This window comes from Pseudoalteromonas sp. SWN166 (genome assembly GCF_015864485.1).
In the GTDB taxonomy this organism is placed as follows: Bacteria; Pseudomonadota; Gammaproteobacteria; order Enterobacterales; family Alteromonadaceae; genus Pseudoalteromonas.
The window spans coordinates 1-19,677 of sequence record NZ_JADYXB010000018.1; the positions used below are offsets into that span (position 1 = coordinate 1).

Sequence of the window (19,677 nt, forward strand, 5' to 3'; positions counted from 1 at the left end):
ATGCCAATCCATAACTGGAATCTGACATTGTCGCAATTGGCCATCCACTTCGAAGGTAGGTTAGATGGTGTGCTAGATATTTAGCAATTTAGGCTGACACAGAATTCTGAACGCCCTCTTATCTTTCATTTTTAACTTTTTATATTCTTCATAAAATCGCTTTATAACACGCTCAGCTACTGACTTATTAAATGCTATATAATTGCCAGCAAACTTAGGAAGAGGCAATTCTTGCACTTAACTACTTCATTTGCTCTATATCCAAAGAGTTCTAGCTATACTTTATTGTAACTTTTGAGCCTAAAATTAGATCAATTTTTCTTTTTAAAAACAAATCTATATATTGTTTTTAGTCTTCAAAAACTAGTAAGTATTCAACCATTCTAAAACCAATTTCATCTACAAATGATTCGTATATATCCCCTATTACTATTCCTAAAGAAAACTGCTTTGCATCTTTTAGATTATTTATACCAATCCCAATAAATAGCTTATCTATTTTACTTACTAAAACAACCCATTTCTTTGTTGTAAATTTCGCAAAGGGAACAACCATTTACATCAATTTACGCCTAGAACTGAATTATTTTTTCAGCGTAAAATTTAGATCACATACTTAATGGAATTGGTATAACTTGCTTATTAGCTTTGAGTTTATAAAAGAAAGTTTGGCTAGATGCCAGCGGCCCAATCCAATTAAATAGAGGTTCACGTTCGGTGTTTTTAGCTATTGAAACAATGCCAGAATGAGGGTCTTTTTGAACTAAGCTATAAGCCCGCTTCCAAGGAAGTAATTTAAACTCGCAGGTTATAGCAATAATTGTACAAATATCTTTTACAATATCGAGGTTAATACCAACAAGCTGATCGTTGTCGTTTTTAAAATTGTAAGGGGAGAAATGATCGGTATAAATAACAAGCTTAAACTCATTTGCATTTGCACAATGACTAAGAAAAATCAAAACAAATATTAAGAGAGACTTGATAAGAGCAATACCATTTTTAGTTAATTTACATTAATAATAGGCGTTGCTTGGTTTGAGTCAAATTTCAGACACAAAAAAAGCGCCTTAAGCGCTTTTTTTCATTTTACTTAAAAAGTAAAATTATACAGCTGTGATGTTATCAGCTTGTGGACCTTTTTGACCTTGTGAAAGAGTAAACTCTACACGTTGGCCTTCAGCTAAAGTTTTGAAACCTTCGCTTTTGATTGCTGAGAAATGTGCGAAAACGTCTGGGCCATTTTCTTGCTCGATGAAACCAAAACCTTTAGACTCGTTAAACCACTTAACTGTACCTGATACGATGTTAGACATTGTAATATCCTGAAATAAAAATAAAAATATGCTCATAAGAGCGGGTGTAGCAAAAAATGAGATGGTACTTTAAAAACTTCAGGACGGTACTACAAGTATTACTTATATCGAAATGGAGATTTATAGCTTACATGCTTTCTTTCTAGCTGCGGCTTACTATATAGAGTTTAAAGAATATGTCAAGTACACATTTATGATCGGAGTGATAAACAACCAAAACTGCTTTTATTCATTATTAAAATTCAAATTCTAATGCGAGCCTAAAACTATGGTTTTTTTCTGATTGGCTTATTTCAGTGATGAAGCCCGCTTCCCATTTTAATTGTTTTTGTCCATCAAAACGTTGCAAACCTATAAAGCCTGGGCCAATTCCTACAAAATCTTCACCTACGTAAACCTCTATAGAAGGTTGAAAAGCAGAACGATACCGGTAGCGATATTGCGCTCTAAACTCACTTTCCCATTCGTTTTTAATATCCTGCCCCCATTCATAAACCAAAAAAGCGTTTAATGTTAGGCTTGTTTTTCCAAATTCTTTTTCGATAACAAAACCCGAGGTTGCCTCAAATACATCTTCGTTATGCTTTTTCTCAAGCTCAAATAATGCGCCCCAATCAGCCCATAACTTACCTTGCTCAATTAATTGCCAACGTAGCTCAAGCTCGTATGCTTCTAAGCCAAAATCGCCGTTATCGTCTCGCTCACCAACTATGTAACCTTCTAGTGCCATTGTATCGTTAATAGCACCACCGCCACCCAAACGCTGCGCTAATATATTGCCACTATCAGTTTGATGCGACACTAATCGCCACTCAAACTCACGCTCAAAAGGCAAAACATAGGGGTGATATACCTTATCAACAACAATACCATCAGCATTCGCTTGGGTTGGGAGTAACAACACACAAAAAGCGGTAAAACTAAGCGCTAAATATAAGTTGAGTGCTTTCATACACGTTCCTTAGTTATTGAAGCCGGAATAACATAACAAAGTAATAAAAATAACATGCTGCTTGTACTATATATAAGTACACTCATTAAATCAGGAGTGGCCTCGTAACCAACAAGCGCACGCAGTACGCGCCCAAGTTCAGAATTTTCACTTAGCACATCACGTAAATCCCACACTGTTGATGTGTTTGTAATTAAATCTATTTGGCTTGCCAAATCCAGTGCAACTAATAACTTAGCCGCGCTGTTAAAAGCAAGCAAAGTAAAAAGCGGATACATACCAAAGCGGTACTTAATTGTATTCATTAAAAAGTACAGCAATACGCTAAAACTTAAGCAAATCCCACTGCCTAATAAAGTGCCAATAAATAAGCTTTGCCCTGCATCACTATTTTGCCAAAAACTGGTGAGGTAAATAATATAGTGGCTTAAATAGAGCGTTATTGTGCTTATAACTGCGATATAAAATGCCGCTGACTTTTGCTTTAGTGCAAATACCAACACAGCAATAAATATAGTAATACATAGCCCTATTTGTGAGTACTCTAACCCTTGGTGTTCAAACCACTGGCTCACCCATGATGCGCTTTGCATGTACAGAAACGACATTACCGCGCCAATTAACACAGCAGAGCATATTCGCAAAGAGCTCTGTTTTTTTACTACTTGTAGCAGCACTAATAAAATAGCCACAGGTAGTAATTGATTAAGGCTCATGACTAAACTAGTTATTAACATGCTGCGCCTCTTCATCGCCAACTATTACAACGCCCCTTGCTGTATTTGGCGAAAACTCACCAAAAAACTCGTAATGCCCTTTACTTAGCGGTCCTATATAAATAATGCTTTTACGGTTTGGGTAGAGCACTTTTTCTCTGTTTAGATCAAAGCTATCAAACTCTTCTGGTGTGCTATCTTGGTTTTCTATTAATAGTTTTACTTTTTTATTCACGGGAATGGTAATTTGTGAGGGATAGAACAAGTGATCTTTTAAAATAATAAGGTACTCTTTACTCACCGCGTTAAACGATAAAAACAGTAAACAACAAAGGCATTGATTGAATAAACGTTTAGTCACTTTTTACTCCTGTAAAAGTAACCTTAACGGTTAGTCCACCTAAAGAGCTATTCGCTAAATGAATCTTTGCGTCATAAATAGCAATTATGTGTTGAACAATCGCCATACCTAAACCGGCACCTTGCTCGCCTGATGGATGCTGATCGCCCCCCACGCGATAAAAGCGATTAAATATTCGGTCTTTTTGCTCATCAGTCATGCCTGCACCAGAATCATCTATTTGCCAACTATAGTCATTATTACTTGATGCTAATTTAATTATAATTTGACCGTTACTAGGTGTGTATTTAATCGCATTACTGAGCAAGTTAGCGATGAGTGTGGTTAATGTAAACTCATCACCATTAATTACAAAATCATCACCTTCGAGGCTAATCGTTTGGTTTTTTTCGTCTATTTTATCGTATTGCTCCGACACAGCTTGTTGAGTAATAGTTAGCAATGACTGTTCACTAAACTGCTTTTGCCACTGTTCTGGCTGAGTGCGCCCTAAAATTAGCATTTGTTCAACAATATTACTTAAGCGATTAATGCCTTGTGACATTGCTTGTAATTCTTGATTATTTTGCGAGTTACTTTGCTTATTAGCTAAATTATGTACATTAATTTTTAAGCTACTGAGCGGGGTACGTAATTCGTGAGCTGCATCTGAGGCAAAAAAGCGCTCTCGTAAGTAAGCGGTTTCTACTCGTTTAAATAAGTCGTTTAAACGATTAATAACAGGTTTAATTTCTTCGTCGGTTACTTGCCAGTTAATTGGCGTAAAATCGTTTGCTTGGCGAGAAGCCAACTGCCTAGATAGTCGGGTAAGAGGGGCTAATGCGTATTTAACAAAAAAGCTTATAAAAATAGCAAGCAGGGGAACTGCCCATAACATAGGTAACATTGCCGATAAAATAACGGCTTCAGCTAATTCAAACCGCTTTGCTATAGGCTCAGCAATGATGACTTTACGAGTATTTTTGCTCATTACAAACACTCGCATACGCTGCCCTGCTAAATTTGCAGTTTGAAAGCCCTCGCTAAAACTAATTTGGTTATTTGTTAAACTAGATGAACCACTAAGTAAATGATTATTTTGCCAAATTTGATACAATAACTGAGCACTATTATTACTTACTTGCGCTGCATTTGTGGTTAGTGCCAATGGTTGTTCAATTAAAACGCCAGCCACTATTTTAAGCTCATTATCAAGCAAGTTTTCGCCGTGGTGCATGCTTTTTTGATAGCCTTTTACTAATGCTAAAAAACAAGTAAGCACCATCATTGAAAGTAAAATTAAGGTCAGACGTTTACGAATAGACATTTTCAACCTCGAAAAACAAACACACTCTAACGCTTACCAACCACGTAGCCAATGCCACGTAAGGTTTTAATAAAATCGCTAGGGAATTTTTTACGAAGATGATGAATATGCACCTCTATGGCATTAGAGCCAACTTCTTCACCCCATTGGTAAAGTTTGTTTTCGAGTTGTTGTTTTGATTGCACCCTTCCCTGATTTTCCATCAGCGCTTTTAAAAGCATGTACTCTTTTCGTGGTAGCGTAAGTGATTGCCCACTTAGTGTAACTGTATGAGCAGAAGTATCCATTACTACATCACTACAACGCAATAAGCTTGATTGCGTTTGGTTAATGCGCCGACTTGCTACACGTAAACGGGCAAATAACTCAGCGGGGTCAAACGGCTTTGCAAGGTAATCGTCTGCTCCCATATCAAGCCCTTGGACTTTGTCGTCAATACTGCCGCGAGCAGTTAAAATAACCACCGGAATAACTTTTTTTTGCGATTTAATATGCTTTAAAACTTGCGAACCATCGCCATCAGGTAATCCTAAATCGAGAATAACAAGCTCAATTTCACCACTAGAAAGGCACTCTAAGGCGTGCTTTACTGTACCACTATGCTCTACGCTGTAGCCCTCTTGACGCAAAGAGCGAATAAGCCCTTGCGCCACTAAATGATCGTCCTCAACGAGTAATAAATGCATTATGTGTTTATCTTTTTAGTTTTTTATCTACTTTTACCAATAGCTGGCTTATTGCTTGTTGACGATATTTATCTGCTTTTGCACGAGTATCACGAATGCCCGCAGCTTGTGCTACAAGTAGTCGTGCTTTAGCTTGTTTATAATCGCCTTCGTCATACAAGTATTCACCGTATAAGTAATTAGTATCAATGCCTTCGAGATTAAAAGCGAGCGCTTGTTTAAATAATTTTTCAGCTTTGTCGTCATCACCAAAACCAATTGGCCAACCAGGTACTTTACTGTAAAGCGTTGCAAGGCTTGCGTAAGCTGACCCATTTAATGCAGTACCATCTATTGAGAGTGCATTTTCAAGTGACACTTTTGCCTCTTTTGCTAAACCAAGTGCACCCAAGCCCCCTTTTGCACCTGCAAAGCTAGCTAACACAATTCCATTCCAAATATGTGTTTGTGCTGAGCTTGGGTAGTTTTTAACAAATAACGCGCTTTGCTCACTTAGTTGCGTAAACGCGTCTATTTGCGCATCGTCTTCAAGTTCGTAGTTGGCAATTGCCCACTTTTGTTGAATTGAGGTTAAGTCTTGCGCTTCATCTGCCTGTACTGCGGTCGTAAATACAGCCGTTAATATTAAATATAATGCGAGTGTAAATTTATACATAATTTTGCCCTTGTGTGTGTTTGTTAACTTAAAAAGCGTTTGATTTTAGGAAGTTGTTTTGCAATAGCGTTATCAACAACGCTTGGGAATGCGCCATTTATGCGTGCAAATAATTTTTCAGGAAAACCAATAAAGCGCCTTGTTTGGTTCGAACTTATAAGTGCTAATAACTCTTGAGCAACTAATTCTGGCGAGTCCATTTTATTACCGAGCTCTTTATTCATTGCCCGCGCTTTACTGCTATTAATAGAGGTATCTGTTGCTCTTGGTGCTAAATAGGTCACTTTAACGCCTGAACCATTTAACTCACGCGATAACGCTTCACTAAAACCACGTAAACCAAATTTACTGGCGCAATAAAGCGTTTGAAACGGATAGCCAATACTGCCAAACGACGATCCCACGTTAACAATGGTGCCTTTGGTATATTGTAACTGCCCTAAAAATAGTTGGCATAATTTAATAGGCACCGACAAATTAGTAGTCAGCATATTATCTATTTGCTCATTACTTGTGTGCTCAAGGCTTTGCATCGTATTTACGCCAGCGTTATTAATAAGTAATTTAACGCCACCGAGTTGCTTGGCTTTTATGGCTAAGTTAATGCGTGTTGTATCGTCGGTTAAATCGCCAGTAAATGTTTCACTGTCTGGGCATTCACGGCTCAGTTTTTCAAGAGCTTGCGTATTACGCCCTACAAGCAGTAACGTCCACCCTTTTGCATATAGGGCTTTAGCAATTGCTTGCCCTATTCCGCCTGTTGCACCAGTTAGCACACATAAAGAGCTGCTCATGCCGATTTGCCTTGTGCACTTGCTTTAAAAAACGGTTCATCATCGAGTCCACGAAATATATCGCCGTATAAACGATAAAAGCGCTTTGCACCATGAAGTATGGCTTCTTGATCCGCCTCATCTGTTATTTGGTTCATCAGGTTTTCAAAAAACTTTACATGCTCTATATCAAGTGCGCCGTGAGAGGTTAAATAACTAAATGCTTTTTTAGGTAAGCCCACAGCATTAGCAATGTTTGAAGCCGCACCATCAGCAAGCGCTATCGAAGTACCTTCAAGTACATGCACCATGCCAAAAAAGCTCAAAGGATTTTTACGTGCAATGGAGTCGTACGCATACGACACCATCATTTCGGTAGCAAATTGCGGCTGACTGCACCGCACTGTTTCTTTGTCAAAACCACAGGCTGCAATATCGTTAAGTACCCACTCTTGATGGCCTATTTCTTCTTCAATGTATTCTGCGACCGCTTCGCGCAGCCATTCTTGATCGTCAGTTAATCGCGAACCAACCGACATCATTAATGGCACTGTGTGTTTAACATGGTGATACGCTTGTGCTAAAAACGAGGCGTATTCTTCAAGTGATGCTTCGCCTTTAAAAACACGCTGGATAATAGGCGCTGCAAGCAGATAGTTTTGTTCTTGTTTAGTTTGCTCTTTTAGGGTGTTAAAAAAATCACTCATTAATTACTTCTCCAAGTCGGTAAAATTGCTCAAACACAGCATGGTACTGCTTACTTATGGCATCTCGTTTTGGACGATTATTTGTTGTTAATAATCCTTGTTGCACACTTAATGGGGCAGTTAAACGATGCCATTTTTGAATTCGTGCATAGTCGGGTAGTTGTTTATTAATTGCGTTAATGTATTGCTCTAACACTGGGTTACTTAGCTTTGTATCGGCGTAAATAATGGCACTCAGAAAAGGTTGCCCCTCACCAAATACAACCGCTTGTAAAATACCGCTTTGACTAAGTAATAGTGATTCAGGCCACTCGGCACTAATGTTGCGCCCCATACTGGTAATAATTAGGTTTTTTAGGCGGCCTTTAATAAATAGAGTATTTTGACGCTGCTCGACCAGATCACCGGTTGCATACCACTGGTTTTTGTCGTGTGGTTGATGATTTAAGTAACCTAAAAATAAGTCACCTTTTATAAAAAGCTGACCATTTTCAATTTTGGTTTGAATATGAGGTAATACAGAACCTGCACTGTGGAGGTTATCGTTTGTGGGTGTATTTAAACTAACGACAGATGCGGCCTCAGAAAGGCCATAACCTTGGTATACAGGTAAGTTTAAGCTACGCGCTTTAACTATTAGCATTTCGCTGACAAGCGCACCACCTACTGCAATAAACTGTAACGAACTAGGCGGTTGCCACCCATCTTCTGCAAAAGTAACTAAGCATGCTAATAGTTCTGGCACTAAAATAAGCGTATTTGGCTTAACTTTATCAATCGCAGCAATAAGTTGTGCGGGCTGTTTTAATGCAGTTCCAACAAAGCCTAATTCATTTAATGGCATTAAGTGTACTGTACCGCCACTTTTTAAAGGGGCATACACGCCAGCTATATTTTCAAGCAATACAGCAAGGGGCAATAAACATAAATGCACAGGCTTTTTAATATTAATCTTATCGCAAAGAGATTGAGCTACCTGCATTTGGCTCTTTGCAGATAAGCACACGCCTTTTGGTTGCCCAGTCGAGCCTGATGTAAACGTTACTTTTTGAGTTTCAGGAAAATAACTGACGGGTTTAGCTACAACAATTTCGTAAATATATAATGTGTAACACTCAAATAAATTGATTGATGCGGTCGGCTCCCCAAATAAAGGGTTTAGCGTGTCGCTCATAAATACATTAGCGCCGCATTGCGCTAGTACATATTGAGTTTGTTGTTCACTAAAAAAGTGAGCAATTGGCACAGCCACTTTATTAGAAACCGCAGTAGCGGCATCAATAACAAGCCAAGCTGGCGTATTATCGAGCTTATAAGCGACACATTTGCCGTTAAAGCTTTGTAGTATTTTTACTACTTTTTGTATTTGCTGGTTAAACTCATCACCGTTAATTTCACGTGTTAGATCTTTATTATGGGCAATAATTAATGGCGATACTGAATGAGTATTATAGTAGTTCATACATTCACCAATGCGTTTACCAAAGAATTGATATTTGAGTGGTTTTGCTGCATCAAACTATAAAGCATTGGGGTATTTAATACTTGTTGGTGAGCTTGCTCTAGGCTCACAATGCATACTGTTGGTTGGTTGGCGTAATAGCTGCCCCACTTTAATGGGTTCTCAACTACAAAACTGCTCGCAAGTGCAATTTCGGTACACGTAACACCAAGTAAGCGCAATAAAGCACGCACTTTGTTGGTTGCACAAAACACTAAATGTTTTGCCCCCACACTTTGCAGAGCCTCGTTAACAATAATGAAATGTGCCAGTGTTGCTCTTCGATTTGTAGAGCAGAGATTACCAAGTTCAAAAATTTTATTACGAGAAATACTCTCATCTAAAAAATCTTCAACAGGTGATGCTAAATATTGCTCAATAAACAATGGCGAAGTTGCTTGCCTTAGCCCTAACGTGCACTTTCCTTGCTCGGTAACATATTGGCAAAGTAGTGGCATAAAAGAAGTAAGCTTAGCGTTATAGGCAACTAAAAAACCTTCTTTTACTGTATTTTCGAGATTTTTTCGATGCACATCATTAATACGAGCACTAATAAACTGAGTGTTATTTTGTGTTAAACCTAATGATGTAGAAGTGTGGGCTAATTGCATAAGCTCGCTCGTTTAAACCTGTTTATATTTCAGGATTTAAACTTAACGAGTGAAACTTAAAGAAAACTTAAGAAATTTAATTTAAATGAAAAAAGCGCCTTAACCACTACATTAAGACGCTTTTGGATGAAAACAGTTTTATACCAATCCGCAATAATACTTAATCATTTTCGGGGTTAAACGTGTCGCTACCTGCGTTAAAAAATTCTCATTTACAACTGCATGAATGCAGAAGGTAGAGCAATGCAGGAGCAATTGCCGAGAACAACTAAATAGCGAATTTTTTGCCTAGCTATCAACACGTTTTTCCAGCCTCAAAATAGATCACTTAATTAAGCGAATTGGTATTAGTTTTTTATTAGCTTGCTGTTAAAACTTATAAGCTAATGACATTTTAAATTGCGTTGGTGCGCCAGGATAAACCCATAAAGCGTTATAGCTACTTTGAGCGTACTCTTCATTAAAAATATTATTAACGCTGATATTAAGCTCAGTTTTTTCAGTTAAGTTTAACTGTCCGAATACGCCCACCAATTGATAGCTTGGCAACCTAAAACTTAAATCGGCGGCATCACCTAAACGGCTGCTGGTATATTGGTAACTTGCACCAAACTCAAGCTCTTTACCCATTAAGGCTGCTTGATGGCTAAGCGTAAGGTTTAAGTTGTTTTTTGGTACATTTACCAGCGGGCTTCCCTTTTCAATTGGCACGCCCCAATCAGCATTAATAATATCGTTTGCGGTTGTTGCATCTATATACGCGTACGATAAGTTAAACGCTGTTGCATCGGTAATGTAAGTGCTTAAATCAAGCTCAAACCCTTTGCTATCGGCTTTACCTATGGGCGCTGAAAAACCAACGTTAACTGGATCTGCCACTAACATATTACTTTTAGAAGCATCAAAAAATGCCACGGTACCGTTTACGCCTTTGTATTCAAATTTAGCGCCAACTTCAAACGAGTCGCTGTATTCAAAACCAAACGGGTCGCCGCTTGCATCAGTACCGCTCAGTGGTAAAAAGCCTTCGGAGTAACTACTGTAAAAGGTTATTGCATTATTTAGCTCGTACACTACGCCAACACGTGGGCTTATTTGACTCTCAGAACTGGTTGAAAAAACACCGCTGTTAGTTTCTAAAATGTCTTGGTCAACGCTGTCAAACCTTAGGCCAACTAATAGCTTAAATTTATCGGTAATATCCATTTGGTCTTGAACATAAATACCGTATGCCTTTTGCTCTTCATCATTTTCGTAAAGTAGGCTTACTTCTGGGCGTTCACCATCGTAATTTGGCTCAAAAATATCAACCGTATACGTGCCGTTACCGCCACGGTAGCGTGAAAGCGCTGTACGTAAATCGTATTTATACGCATCGGCACCTATCAATAAATGATGCGTAATACCTGCTGTATCTAAACTTCCGCTAAGCTCAAACTTAATGCTGGTGTCTTCTACTTCGTAATCGCGATAGCGTTGTTGGCGGGTAAGTGTACGGCCATCGTCAAATAACGATTGGCGCGATGGAGCAAGTTCAGCATCTGACGAAAAACCAGTTAATGTAGAGCTGCGGTAGTTTGCACCTACTACTATTGCCCAATCATCATTAATATCGTGGTTTAAAGTTATTTGGTGACCACGAGAATAAACCTGCGTATCGCCATCGTTTGGATTACCCAAGTAGCGCGAACTTGGCACTGTATCAAAGTCGTTATCAAGTACTACAACGCCACGGTCGAATAACTGGGCTAAATCTACGTATTCAAACTCGTAAGTGACACTGGTCGATGCGTTTATTTGATGATAAATAGATGGCGTAATTACTTTCTTATTGGTGTAAACCTCATCGCGGTAGCTATCGCTATCTTGCCATGCGCCATTTATTCTAAATGCAGTAGTCTCATTAATACCTTGAGTGTAATCGCCTTCAACACGGTTAAAGCTGTCGCTACCTAGGCTTAGTTTTAGCTCACCTTGGGGTTCAAACTGTGGCTTTTTTGTTACAATATTTACTGTGCCGCCAGGCTCCGAGCGCCCATAAAGCGCTGAGCCTGGGCCTTTTAATACTTCAATGTATTCAATGTTTGATACATCACGTGGGCCGCTAAAACCACGACCACCACTAAAACCATTAACTAAATAACCCGATGGCATGTTTTCGTTACCCGAAAGGCCACGAATCGAAAAGCTATCCCAAAGTGCACCACTGTTGTTTTTACGCGAAATACTCGCTGAAAAATCAAGCGCATCTTGTAATTGAGTAATCCCTTTTTTATCAAGATCCCCACTATTTATACTGACAATAGATTGTGGCATTTGCTTTTGAGGAATATCGCCACGATAAGCTTGTTTATAAGTGACAGATATTTTTCGATTTCTTCTTTTTGATCTTGCGCAATACTTGGCGCACTAATACCTAGGCAGGCTAAATAAATTAATGAGTACTTCATGATGATTGGTTAACTAAGCAAGCGTTATAGTATAACAAAATTGTAGCATGTGTTACTTTATAACAAAACTTCTTTTTTTAAATTAAACTCAGGTTAATTATTACCCTAGCAGCTTTGTATGCATCACGTTAGTATAGTGTTCTACTTAAGTTACATAACGATAATTACATGACTTTAAAAACAAACGCGTTGATTTACTTTTTAGCTTTTTGCAGCGGCTTTTGCATTATGGGTATTGAGCTTTTAGGAGGCCGAATTCTCGCTCCCTTTTTTGGCAGTAGCGTACATATTTGGGGCAGTATAATCACTGTGTTTATGCTTAGTTTATCTTTTGGGTATTTGCTTGGCGGTAAACTAAGCACAAAAAATGCTTCCCTTACCAAATATGGTTTAATATTTTTGATTGCCAGTATTATGGTTGTGCCTATTACATTATTTTCGCAGCCAATAATGGAATTTATATTTACCCATATTGAAGATAGCCGCTACGGCTCGCTCTTAGCGTCGAGCGCTTTATTTTTTATACCCACCGTTATTTTAGGCATGATTTCGCCTTACTCTGTACGCTTACTAGTAACCGATAGCGATAAAAGCGGGCAAGTAGCAGGGCGTTTATACTTTGTAAGTACGCTAGGTAGCGCTTTAGGCACCATTATTACCTCTTTTTACTTTGTACTCGCGTTTGACGTAAACACAATTATTAGCGCCTTTGCTTTAACGCTTGGCTCACTCGGCTTAGTCGCTATAGCTATTAATACCTTGGTTAATAATAAGGAGCTTGCCCATGCTTAAATATTTATTGTTAGCTGCAAGCGTCTTTTCGGGCGCAGTAATGAGCGAGGTTATTCATGAAGAACGCTCGCTTTATCGCAATATTATTGTTGAAGAGACTCGCGACTTACGCTGCCTTAAATTTAATACTAAAAGTAGCCAAACAAGCCAAAGCTGTATGTATAAAAACGCTCCCGACAAGCTCGTTTTTAATTACACAAAATTGACGTTTGCTAGCCTTTTAGTAGCCGACAACCCTAAAAATGTACTTATTATAGGCTTAGGTGGCGGCACGCTTTCTAACGTTATTCATGAGTTATACCCCACTGCAAAAATTCATAATGTTGAAATAGATCCCGCAGTAACTAAAGTGGCACGCGATTACTTTAACTTTATAGAAAACGATTTAGTAACATCAAGCGTACAAGATGGCCGTATTTTTATAAAACGCGCCGCTATTAAAAAACAAAAGTACGATTGGATTATTTTAGATGCATTTAACGGCGACTACATTCCAGAGCACTTACTTACCAAAGAGTTTTTTGAGGAAGTGCAAAGCGTATTAGCCGATGGCGGCGTAATTGCAGCAAATACTTTTTCAAGTAGTAAGTTATACGAGCATGAGTCGGCAACGTACCACGCCGTGTTTGGCGATTTTATTAACGTAAGCCGTGCTAATCGAAGTAATCGTATTATTTTAGCGGGACTTAAATCAATACCGAGCGAAGCGCAAATTAACACGCGTGTAAATGATCTCGCCCCTAAATTAGTAAAATACGGTATAGATATAAAAGCGATTAGCCAATTTATGCAATTTACTAAAGACGACCAAGATTGGCCTGCAGATACAAAAGTACTTACCGATCAATACTCCCCCGCTAATTTACTTAACTTTTAAAACCTCGCTAAACCTCACCACTTTTACAGGTGTGGTTTAGCAGAAAATCAGTTAACCCCCATCAGCATACATTTACTTAGCGAGCTAAGTAATGATAAAATAGTTAGCTTGCTAACTATGTTGAGATGGCTAATGCCTACACAAAAACCTTTTCACGAGATGCTCGATTTAACAGTTATCGGTAATATGGGCCGAGTTCATCGCTTATGTCGCGAGGCGGTAACCATTGCCGTTGAGCCTTTGGGGCTTACTCAATCGCGCTGGACTGCACTAGTGCATATAAATATGCGTGGTGAAGGGCTAACACAACTTGAACTTGCTAATAGCTTAGGGATAGAAATGCCTTCACTTACTCGTACGCTTAAGCAATTAGAGGAGCAATCGTTAATCGTTCGCCGTATAGACAAACATGATAAGCGTAGTAAAAGACTCTATTTTACTGAGCAAAGTGATGCCATTTTACATTCATTGCAAGAGACTATTTCCGATATAAAAAATCAATTATACAGCGGTTTATCTGTTGAGCAGCTAGATGCCATTGCATTTGGTTTGATCAAAATAGAGCAAAACGCCCTTAAATGTATTCAAGTTAATAAGTAAGGCTAAAAATGACACCGGATCAAAAGTTTGCACGCTATGTAAGGTTTTCTCTCATAGGGTTTATCTTAGTATTTATTTACTATTTAGTGGCCGATATGGTTTTGCCTGTGACACCACAGGCACGTGTATACCACCCTGTTGTGCAAATATCACCGCAAATTAGTGGCCGAGTCACTAGTGTGCAAGTTAATAATAACCAATCTGTTAAAGCAGGCGATATACTATTTAGTATCGATGAAGGCCCATATAATTTAGCCAAAGAGCAAGCTCAACTAGCGCTTGATGATGCTAAATTACAAAATAAGCGTCTTGATACCAATGTTAAAGCGCTTGAGGCACAAATAAGTGCTGCAAACGCTAAACAATACGAGCAAAAACTATTAAAAAGCAGAGGCGAAAAGCTTTACAAGCAAAAGTCTATATCGGAACAAGAACTTGAAAGCATTCGTGCAAACTTTGAGGCCAGTAAAGCAAATGTTGCATCGCTTGAGGCGCAATTAGCTGAGGCTATTCTTGCTCGCGGCGAAAGCGGTTCTCAAAACCTTGCCATGCGTCATGCAGCTAACCAGTTAGCGCAGGCTGAGTTAAATTTATCCTACACCCAAGTGCGTGCACTAAGTGACGGCGTAGTTGCTAACTTACAATTATTAGATGGCGCGTATGCTGTTGCAGGTAGCCCATTATTAGCTATTGTCGCTAAAAAAGCCGATTTAGTTGCCGACTTTAGAGAAAAGTCACTCTCAAATATGAAACAAGGGACTCAAGCACGCGTAGTCTTTGATAGCCACCCAGGTGAAGTTTACGACGCAATACTTGAAACATTCGAAGCAGGTGTTAGCAACGGTCAACTTAGTGCAAATGGTTTACTAAGTACCACTGAGACCAGCAATCGTTGGGTACGCGATGCACAGCGCCAACGTATTCATTTAAAACTCGTAAATCATCAAGACTTAATAGCAAACATGCCAAGTGGTTCTCGTGCAACAGTACAATTATTGCCAGAATCGACTATTGGGCAATGGTTTGGCTCTGCACAAATTAGGTTTATTAGCTGGTTACACTACATTTATTAGGGAAGCTTTATGACTCAAATTGTTAGCCAAGGCCCACAATTAGACTCTAATGGCCTTCGCCAAGCATTGCGCATTGCAGGTGGGTGCACCCTTGGCTTTACTATTAGTAAATTAATGAACTGGCCAAATGGTATATTTTTTACCGTTTATCCTATGCTGCTATTAGGTATGGTACCTACGTTAAGCCGAGGGGTTATAAATCAATTTATAGCATCAGCGGCATTTAGTGCTTTTGTAGTTTTAATAATACAGGGGTTATTCTCCCATTTGCCAGTCGTTATGACACTGTTAGTGTTTGGTGTTTTTTGTATTTTATTTCATCAAATGAGTAGCGGTAGTGCCTTTTTATTTGGTGCTTTAGGTGTAGTTAGTCTTTCTATTCAACTGCACTTTTCGAGCTATGTGGATCAAGGAAGTAGTATTTATCCGTTAATTTTAACTAACGGTTTGGCTATTTTTTTAACCGTTATTATTGCAGCATTAATGCATGGCTTATTTCCTGATGTAACCGCACGTCCAGGGCGAGCTATGCCCGAAAAAGCAAAAGAAAGTATTCGCCATGAAGTATTGTTATGCTCAACCGTGGCTACGCTCTCCTTTGTGGTTTTTCAGATACTTAATTTACAAGACTCAATATCGGCGCAAGCAGCCTCTGTACTTATTTTATTTTCACTGTGTTGGAAAGCCGCAGGTATGGCTGCTTGGCAACGAGCAATAGGCACGCTTATTGGCTGTAATGCAGCGTTGCTATCGCAATTATTTTTGTATAGCCACTCAGACTTTTTACTTTTTCCGATGGCTATTTTATGGATACTTTCGTTTCTTTTTGCGCGTTTTCATATTTTAGGTGGAGGCATACCGGGCATTGGTTTTGGTGTGTTGACTACGTTTGGTATTTTATTTGGGAACTCACTAGCGCCAGGCCAAGACTTAACTTATAGTGCAATGTATCGGTTTAGTTCGGTATCTGTTGCTATAATATTAAGCCTGTGCGCCGTGTATGTTATGCATCATATACTTAATCGTTTTAGCGTTACTCGCCACCATACTTTTGATTAAATGAATCTTGTTTTATAAAACTAAAGGCTGCAATTGCAGCCTTTAATTTTATTTTTTAAACCTTATTTTTAAAGCAATAGTCACCTTAGTCTTTTCGGGTGATCATTACCGTAAATACACCTGCTATAATCCCCCAAAAAGCAGACCCTACTGAGAGCATGGTTAAGTCAGACGCAGTTACTAAAAACGTGACTATGGCAGCCTCGGTATATTCATTACTACCAAGGGCTTGCTGTAAACTATTAGCAATAGTGCCAAATAGCGCAATGCCCGCCAAAGCTAAAATAAGTGCCTGCGGTAAACTTGCTACCAACCCGACTAATGTAGCCGCGCACAGCGCCATTAAAATATAAAACACACCACCGGCAATGCTTGCCCAATAACGTTTGTCAGGATTTTTATCAGCCTCATCACTCATACAAATAGCAGCAGTAATAGCAGCTAAATTAATAGAGTAGGCTCCAAATGGCGCTGTGAATATATTCACAAAACCAGTCACGTTTAAGGTAGCCGATATAGGCGCTTTATATTTATGCGCTTTTAAAACAGCAATGCCCGGTAAATTTTGCGAAGTCATGGTAACTATATAAAGAGGTAAGCCAATGCTAATGCATGCCTGCAAGTGGAATACGGGTTCGATATAAGCAAATTCGCTCATTTTCCAGTGCAGTGCGTTGGTATCAATATGGCCCATTTGCCAAGCAAGTAGTACACCTATAATAAGTACACTTAACATTGCAAAACGAGCAAAAAAACGTTTACCAATAAAGTACATAACAACCATTAAGCCAATCACTAACGGCATGTCGTTCATAAAATTAAACACGTCTATGCCAAAGGTAACAAGTACACCTGCCAACATGGCACACGCCAGTTCACTTGGGATACGGTTCATTATTTTTTCAAACCAGCCCGTAACCCCCGATAAAAACACCAGCAATGCACTAAGCATAAATGCGCCAATGGCCTCATTTAAGTTATAGCCCTGCGCACTTGAAATAAGTAATGCGGCTCCGGTGGTAGACCACGCAATTAAAACAGGTACTTTGTAATAGTACGATAAGCCAATTGACGTTATGCCCATCACTAAACCGAGCATTAAAATCCAGCTAGCCACTAAATCTGGCGTACCGCCAAGAGTTATCACTACTTGATAAATCAGTGCAATAGAACTCGAAAAACCAATAATGACAGCCACAAGTCCTGCTGTAATTCGGTTGAGCAACTGATCAGACACTTTCATATATCCCTCTTAATTCCATTTATGCAGTACACAACATACGTGCCCGATAATGGCTTTGCAATTAGCGATTAGTTTACAAAGAGTGAAAAAAATTCACCTTTTATTTTTCATTGTAATTAGGACCAAAAAGACACTTTTAATCATTGTATTTAACGAAACAAATAAGTACCCATAAAACAGCCAAAGCCCGCATAGCCTCTACAAAAAACCAATACCAAAAAGAACAAAAAACACACCAAAAATAAATATCCTTATATTTTATAGGGGATTGTAAAATAGAGAATTAATTCTTTTCGGTTACATTTATTATCTTGATCTAATCTAATTAATAATATAAAAAGTAACAAACAGTTAACCAAAAACACTAAAAGAGAAACAAATGAAGAGATCTGTCATCTTATTAATTGCTATTCCATTATCGGCATTTGCCGTTTATGGGCTATTTTTTGATACAGATAAAGCGGTAGAGCCTATAGCGCCCGTTGCAATTGATTTTGTTCCTATTGATTTACAAAAAACGCGCAATACACACGCCCCAGCACCTATTGATATGAGTAAAGATCCTATTACCGTTAAGCCGGTTGTAACACCTGACAACAGCGTTCCATTTGAAGAGTTTGATGCCATAAATCGCCTATCCGACAAAGCAAAGCAAGTGCTTATAACCGCCAAGGTTTTACCTACCGATTTACATAACGAAGCCTATGTTGAATTTGATTTAGACTCTTTGCAGGCGTTAGAGACTGGCGAAAACTTTGATTTAGCTATTCCGCAAACAGCCGAAACATTTACCGCCGAAGTAACCAATGTGGTTGAGTCTGAAAACGGTGATAAAAGCGTGTTTGGCAAAATAGTGGGTGTTGATGGACGCATGCACAATACTGTTTTAACGGTAGGTAATGATGCCATATATGGTCAATTTACTGCCCCCTCTGGCAACTATGTATTCGAAAGTAAAGGTAAGTACGGATGGATTGCGGCAAAACGCGATTTATACAAAAGCCATATAGAGCATGAAGTAACAGCCCCAAAACCAAAATCAGATAAAAGCATCGATATATTTGCACCAAAAATTGATGACTAACCAAAAATTAGTAGCTAACCAAAAAATATAAAAAACAACCAAAGCCGCACTATAGGGCAGCGTTAGTGTGTCTGCTTTTCAGACAACCAAGCAAATTAAAAACAAGTTCCAACCACAACAAGAGTAAGGAAATACAACAATGAAAAAAGTAATTACTACAACCGCACTGGCTGCGGCATTATGTGCAGCAAGTATTGCTCAAGCAGAAACCATCGATATTGGTATTTTATATACCGATCAATCAGCGGCTGCAACTAGCAATATTGATACTAAAATCAATCAACTAATTGCCTTTAGTAACCAGGTATACAGCCAAAATGGCGTTGATATAACACTACGCTTAGCTGGTAAGCAAAACCTAGGTGACTACGCAGTAACGCCGTCTGAAGATTGGTTAGATTCAATTACAAATAGTAGCTACGTAGATGGTTTGCGCAGCGATTGGAAAGCCGACATGGTTGCCGTATTAGGCACTGGTCAAAGTGCTGGTAATGGGCTTATTTCATGTGGTTTAGCATGGGTTGGTCAAGGTGCGAATGGCAACCTATACAGCTCAATGAGCAGTCGTATGTACTCAATTACTGCTATTGATTGTGGTGCAACTACCTTCGTACACGAACTTGGCCATAATCAAGGTTTGGCGCATTCACGCAAACAAGGTGATACGTCTGGCGGTGTATATGTAGATGGCATGGGCCATGGCGTACAAAATGAGTTTGCAAGTATTATGGCTTACCCGCACGTATACGGTAGCGCTACACAGTACGATTACTTCTCTAATCCTAATTGGAGCGTAAACGGAACTGCATTTGGTATTACAAACCAAGCGTATGCAATTCGCACTGTTACTGCTACAAAAACAAGTATTGCTAACTTTAAATAAGTAGCCAATAAAAAGTGAGCTAAATAGCTCAC

22 protein-coding genes are annotated in these 19,677 nt (G+C 38.9%); 7 read left to right on the forward strand and 15 right to left on the reverse strand.

The window, feature by feature from the left end:
• Nucleotides 1-349 precede the first annotated feature (349 nt).
• The 14 genes from I6F49_RS20365 to I6F49_RS12025 form a co-directional block, all read right to left on the reverse strand.
• On the reverse strand, nt 350-556 hold the full coding sequence (locus I6F49_RS20365; protein ID WP_231615090.1) for a hypothetical protein: 207 nt from the start codon (nt 554-556) through the stop codon (nt 350-352).
• Nucleotides 557-608: 52 nt separating this feature from the next.
• Entirely contained in the window at nt 609-962 is a 354-nt protein-coding gene (locus I6F49_RS11965) for a substrate-binding periplasmic protein (protein WP_197180678.1), read from the reverse strand.
• A gap of 144 nt (nt 963-1,106) precedes the next feature.
• Nucleotides 1,107-1,316: a cold-shock protein gene (locus tag I6F49_RS11970; RefSeq protein ID WP_002959120.1), complete on the reverse strand. Its 210-nt coding sequence runs from the start codon at nt 1,314-1,316 to the stop codon at nt 1,107-1,109.
• 235 nt (nt 1,317-1,551) lie between these two features.
• Nucleotides 1,552-2,268 carry a hypothetical protein gene (locus tag I6F49_RS11975; RefSeq protein WP_197180680.1) on the reverse strand — a complete coding sequence of 239 codons (717 nt, stop codon included), beginning with the start codon at nt 2,266-2,268 and terminating at the stop codon, nt 1,552-1,554.
• The gene (locus tag I6F49_RS11980; protein ID WP_197180682.1) at nt 2,265-3,005 is read right to left on the reverse strand and encodes an iron transporter; all 741 of its coding nucleotides are present in this window, start codon (nt 3,003-3,005) and stop codon (nt 2,265-2,267) included. Before I6F49_RS11980 ends, I6F49_RS11975 begins: the two co-directional genes overlap by 4 nt.
• Nucleotides 2,992-3,345: a cupredoxin domain-containing protein gene (locus I6F49_RS11985; protein ID WP_197159957.1), complete on the reverse strand. Its 354-nt coding sequence runs from the start codon at nt 3,343-3,345 to the stop codon at nt 2,992-2,994. Before I6F49_RS11985 ends, I6F49_RS11980 begins: the two co-directional genes overlap by 14 nt.
• The gene (locus I6F49_RS11990) at nt 3,338-4,651 is read right to left on the reverse strand and encodes an ATP-binding protein (protein ID WP_197180685.1); all 1,314 of its coding nucleotides are present in this window, start codon (nt 4,649-4,651) and stop codon (nt 3,338-3,340) included. The genes I6F49_RS11985 and I6F49_RS11990 overlap by 8 nt, the downstream gene beginning before the upstream one ends.
• 26 nt (nt 4,652-4,677) lie before the next feature.
• Nucleotides 4,678-5,337, reverse strand: coding sequence for a response regulator (locus I6F49_RS11995; protein ID WP_197159953.1), 660 nt, complete (start codon nt 5,335-5,337; stop codon nt 4,678-4,680).
• A gap of 7 nt (nt 5,338-5,344) precedes the next feature.
• Nucleotides 5,345-5,992: a hypothetical protein gene (locus I6F49_RS12000; protein ID WP_197159951.1), complete on the reverse strand. Its 648-nt coding sequence runs from the start codon at nt 5,990-5,992 to the stop codon at nt 5,345-5,347.
• Nucleotides 5,993-6,015: 23 nt separating this feature from the next.
• Nucleotides 6,016-6,786 carry an SDR family oxidoreductase gene (locus tag I6F49_RS12005; protein ID WP_197180687.1) on the reverse strand — a complete coding sequence of 257 codons (771 nt, stop codon included), beginning with the start codon at nt 6,784-6,786 and terminating at the stop codon, nt 6,016-6,018.
• Nucleotides 6,783-7,472: a TenA family transcriptional regulator gene (locus I6F49_RS12010; RefSeq protein ID WP_165728806.1), complete on the reverse strand. Its 690-nt coding sequence runs from the start codon at nt 7,470-7,472 to the stop codon at nt 6,783-6,785. The genes I6F49_RS12005 and I6F49_RS12010 overlap by 4 nt, the downstream gene beginning before the upstream one ends.
• Nucleotides 7,465-8,934, reverse strand: a complete 1,470-nt coding sequence (locus tag I6F49_RS12015) for an AMP-binding protein (protein WP_197180689.1) — start codon at nt 8,932-8,934, stop codon at nt 7,465-7,467. The genes I6F49_RS12010 and I6F49_RS12015 overlap by 8 nt, the downstream gene beginning before the upstream one ends.
• A complete protein-coding gene (locus I6F49_RS12020; RefSeq protein ID WP_166421351.1) occupies nt 8,931-9,584 on the reverse strand; it encodes a thermostable hemolysin in 654 nt (217 codons plus the stop codon). The genes I6F49_RS12015 and I6F49_RS12020 overlap by 4 nt, the downstream gene beginning before the upstream one ends.
• Before the next feature lie 369 nt (nt 9,585-9,953).
• Nucleotides 9,954-11,900, reverse strand: coding sequence for a TonB-dependent siderophore receptor (locus I6F49_RS12025; protein ID WP_231615091.1), 1,947 nt, complete (start codon nt 11,898-11,900; stop codon nt 9,954-9,956).
• Between the two features lie 302 nt (nt 11,901-12,202).
• Here I6F49_RS12025 and I6F49_RS12030 point away from each other — a divergent pair, with 302 nt between their 5' ends.
• The 5 genes from I6F49_RS12030 to I6F49_RS12050 all read left to right on the forward strand — a co-directional run bounded on the left by I6F49_RS12030 (nt 12,203) and on the right by I6F49_RS12050 (nt 16,435).
• Entirely contained in the window at nt 12,203-12,826 is a 624-nt protein-coding gene (locus tag I6F49_RS12030; RefSeq protein WP_197180691.1) for a fused MFS/spermidine synthase, read from the forward strand.
• Nucleotides 12,819-13,703 (forward strand): spermidine synthase, encoded by an 885-nt coding sequence (locus I6F49_RS12035; RefSeq protein ID WP_166421354.1) that lies wholly within the window; start codon nt 12,819-12,821, stop codon nt 13,701-13,703. Before I6F49_RS12030 ends, I6F49_RS12035 begins: the two co-directional genes overlap by 8 nt.
• Nucleotides 13,704-13,835: 132 nt before the next feature.
• Nucleotides 13,836-14,303, forward strand: coding sequence for a MarR family transcriptional regulator (locus tag I6F49_RS12040; protein WP_166421355.1), 468 nt, complete (start codon nt 13,836-13,838; stop codon nt 14,301-14,303).
• Between the two features lie 8 nt (nt 14,304-14,311).
• Nucleotides 14,312-15,376: an HlyD family secretion protein gene (locus tag I6F49_RS12045; protein WP_197180693.1), complete on the forward strand. Its 1,065-nt coding sequence runs from the start codon at nt 14,312-14,314 to the stop codon at nt 15,374-15,376.
• A 9-nt stretch (nt 15,377-15,385) separates the two neighbouring features.
• Nucleotides 15,386-16,435 (forward strand): DUF2955 domain-containing protein, encoded by a 1,050-nt coding sequence (locus I6F49_RS12050; protein ID WP_166421357.1) that lies wholly within the window; start codon nt 15,386-15,388, stop codon nt 16,433-16,435.
• Nucleotides 16,436-16,520: 85 nt separating this feature from the next.
• Here I6F49_RS12050 and I6F49_RS12055 read toward each other — a convergent pair whose 3' ends face one another.
• Nucleotides 16,521-17,678, reverse strand: coding sequence for a benzoate/H(+) symporter BenE family transporter (locus tag I6F49_RS12055; protein WP_166421358.1), 1,158 nt, complete (start codon nt 17,676-17,678; stop codon nt 16,521-16,523).
• 379 nt (nt 17,679-18,057) lie between these two features.
• Between I6F49_RS12055 and I6F49_RS12060 the strand changes: the two genes are divergently transcribed.
• Together I6F49_RS12060 and I6F49_RS12065 are read left to right on the forward strand one after the other, a co-directional pair.
• Nucleotides 18,058-18,762, forward strand: a complete 705-nt coding sequence (locus I6F49_RS12060) for a hypothetical protein (protein ID WP_197180695.1) — start codon at nt 18,058-18,060, stop codon at nt 18,760-18,762.
• 139 nt (nt 18,763-18,901) lie between these two features.
• Nucleotides 18,902-19,645 (forward strand): zinc-dependent metalloprotease family protein, encoded by a 744-nt coding sequence (locus I6F49_RS12065; RefSeq protein ID WP_166421360.1) that lies wholly within the window; start codon nt 18,902-18,904, stop codon nt 19,643-19,645.
• Nucleotides 19,646-19,677: the final 32 nt, after the last annotated feature.

Coding starts and splice junctions, on each gene's coding strand:
- I6F49_RS11970 (WP_002959120.1), bottom strand. CDS start 1,316: ATGTCTAACATCGTATCAGGTACAGTTAAGTGGTTTAACGAGTCTAAA.
- I6F49_RS12045 (WP_197180693.1), top strand. CDS start 14,312: ATGACACCGGATCAAAAGTTTGCACGCTATGTAAGGTTTTCTCTCATA.
- I6F49_RS12035 (WP_166421354.1), top strand. CDS start 12,819: ATGCTTAAATATTTATTGTTAGCTGCAAGCGTCTTTTCGGGCGCAGTA.
- I6F49_RS12055 (WP_166421358.1), bottom strand. CDS start 17,678: ATGAAAGTGTCTGATCAGTTGCTCAACCGAATTACAGCAGGACTTGTG.
- I6F49_RS11995 (WP_197159953.1), bottom strand. CDS start 5,337: ATGCATTTATTACTCGTTGAGGACGATCATTTAGTGGCGCAAGGGCTT.
- I6F49_RS12020 (WP_166421351.1), bottom strand. CDS start 9,584: ATGCAATTAGCCCACACTTCTACATCATTAGGTTTAACACAAAATAAC.
- I6F49_RS12030 (WP_197180691.1), top strand. CDS start 12,203: ATGACTTTAAAAACAAACGCGTTGATTTACTTTTTAGCTTTTTGCAGC.
- I6F49_RS12065 (WP_166421360.1), top strand. CDS start 18,902: ATGAAAAAAGTAATTACTACAACCGCACTGGCTGCGGCATTATGTGCA.
- I6F49_RS11980 (WP_197180682.1), bottom strand. CDS start 3,005: ATGTTAATAACTAGTTTAGTCATGAGCCTTAATCAATTACTACCTGTG.
- I6F49_RS12000 (WP_197159951.1), bottom strand. CDS start 5,992: ATGTATAAATTTACACTCGCATTATATTTAATATTAACGGCTGTATTT.
- I6F49_RS11975 (WP_197180680.1), bottom strand. CDS start 2,268: ATGAAAGCACTCAACTTATATTTAGCGCTTAGTTTTACCGCTTTTTGT.
- I6F49_RS20365 (WP_231615090.1), bottom strand. CDS start 556: ATGGTTGTTCCCTTTGCGAAATTTACAACAAAGAAATGGGTTGTTTTA.
- I6F49_RS11990 (WP_197180685.1), bottom strand. CDS start 4,651: ATGTCTATTCGTAAACGTCTGACCTTAATTTTACTTTCAATGATGGTG.
- I6F49_RS12005 (WP_197180687.1), bottom strand. CDS start 6,786: ATGAGCAGCTCTTTATGTGTGCTAACTGGTGCAACAGGCGGAATAGGG.
- I6F49_RS12040 (WP_166421355.1), top strand. CDS start 13,836: ATGCCTACACAAAAACCTTTTCACGAGATGCTCGATTTAACAGTTATC.
- I6F49_RS12010 (WP_165728806.1), bottom strand. CDS start 7,472: ATGAGTGATTTTTTTAACACCCTAAAAGAGCAAACTAAACAAGAACAA.
- I6F49_RS12050 (WP_166421357.1), top strand. CDS start 15,386: ATGACTCAAATTGTTAGCCAAGGCCCACAATTAGACTCTAATGGCCTT.
- I6F49_RS12060 (WP_197180695.1), top strand. CDS start 18,058: ATGAAGAGATCTGTCATCTTATTAATTGCTATTCCATTATCGGCATTT.
- I6F49_RS12025 (WP_231615091.1), bottom strand. CDS start 11,900: ATGCCACAATCTATTGTCAGTATAAATAGTGGGGATCTTGATAAAAAA.
- I6F49_RS12015 (WP_197180689.1), bottom strand. CDS start 8,934: ATGAACTACTATAATACTCATTCAGTATCGCCATTAATTATTGCCCAT.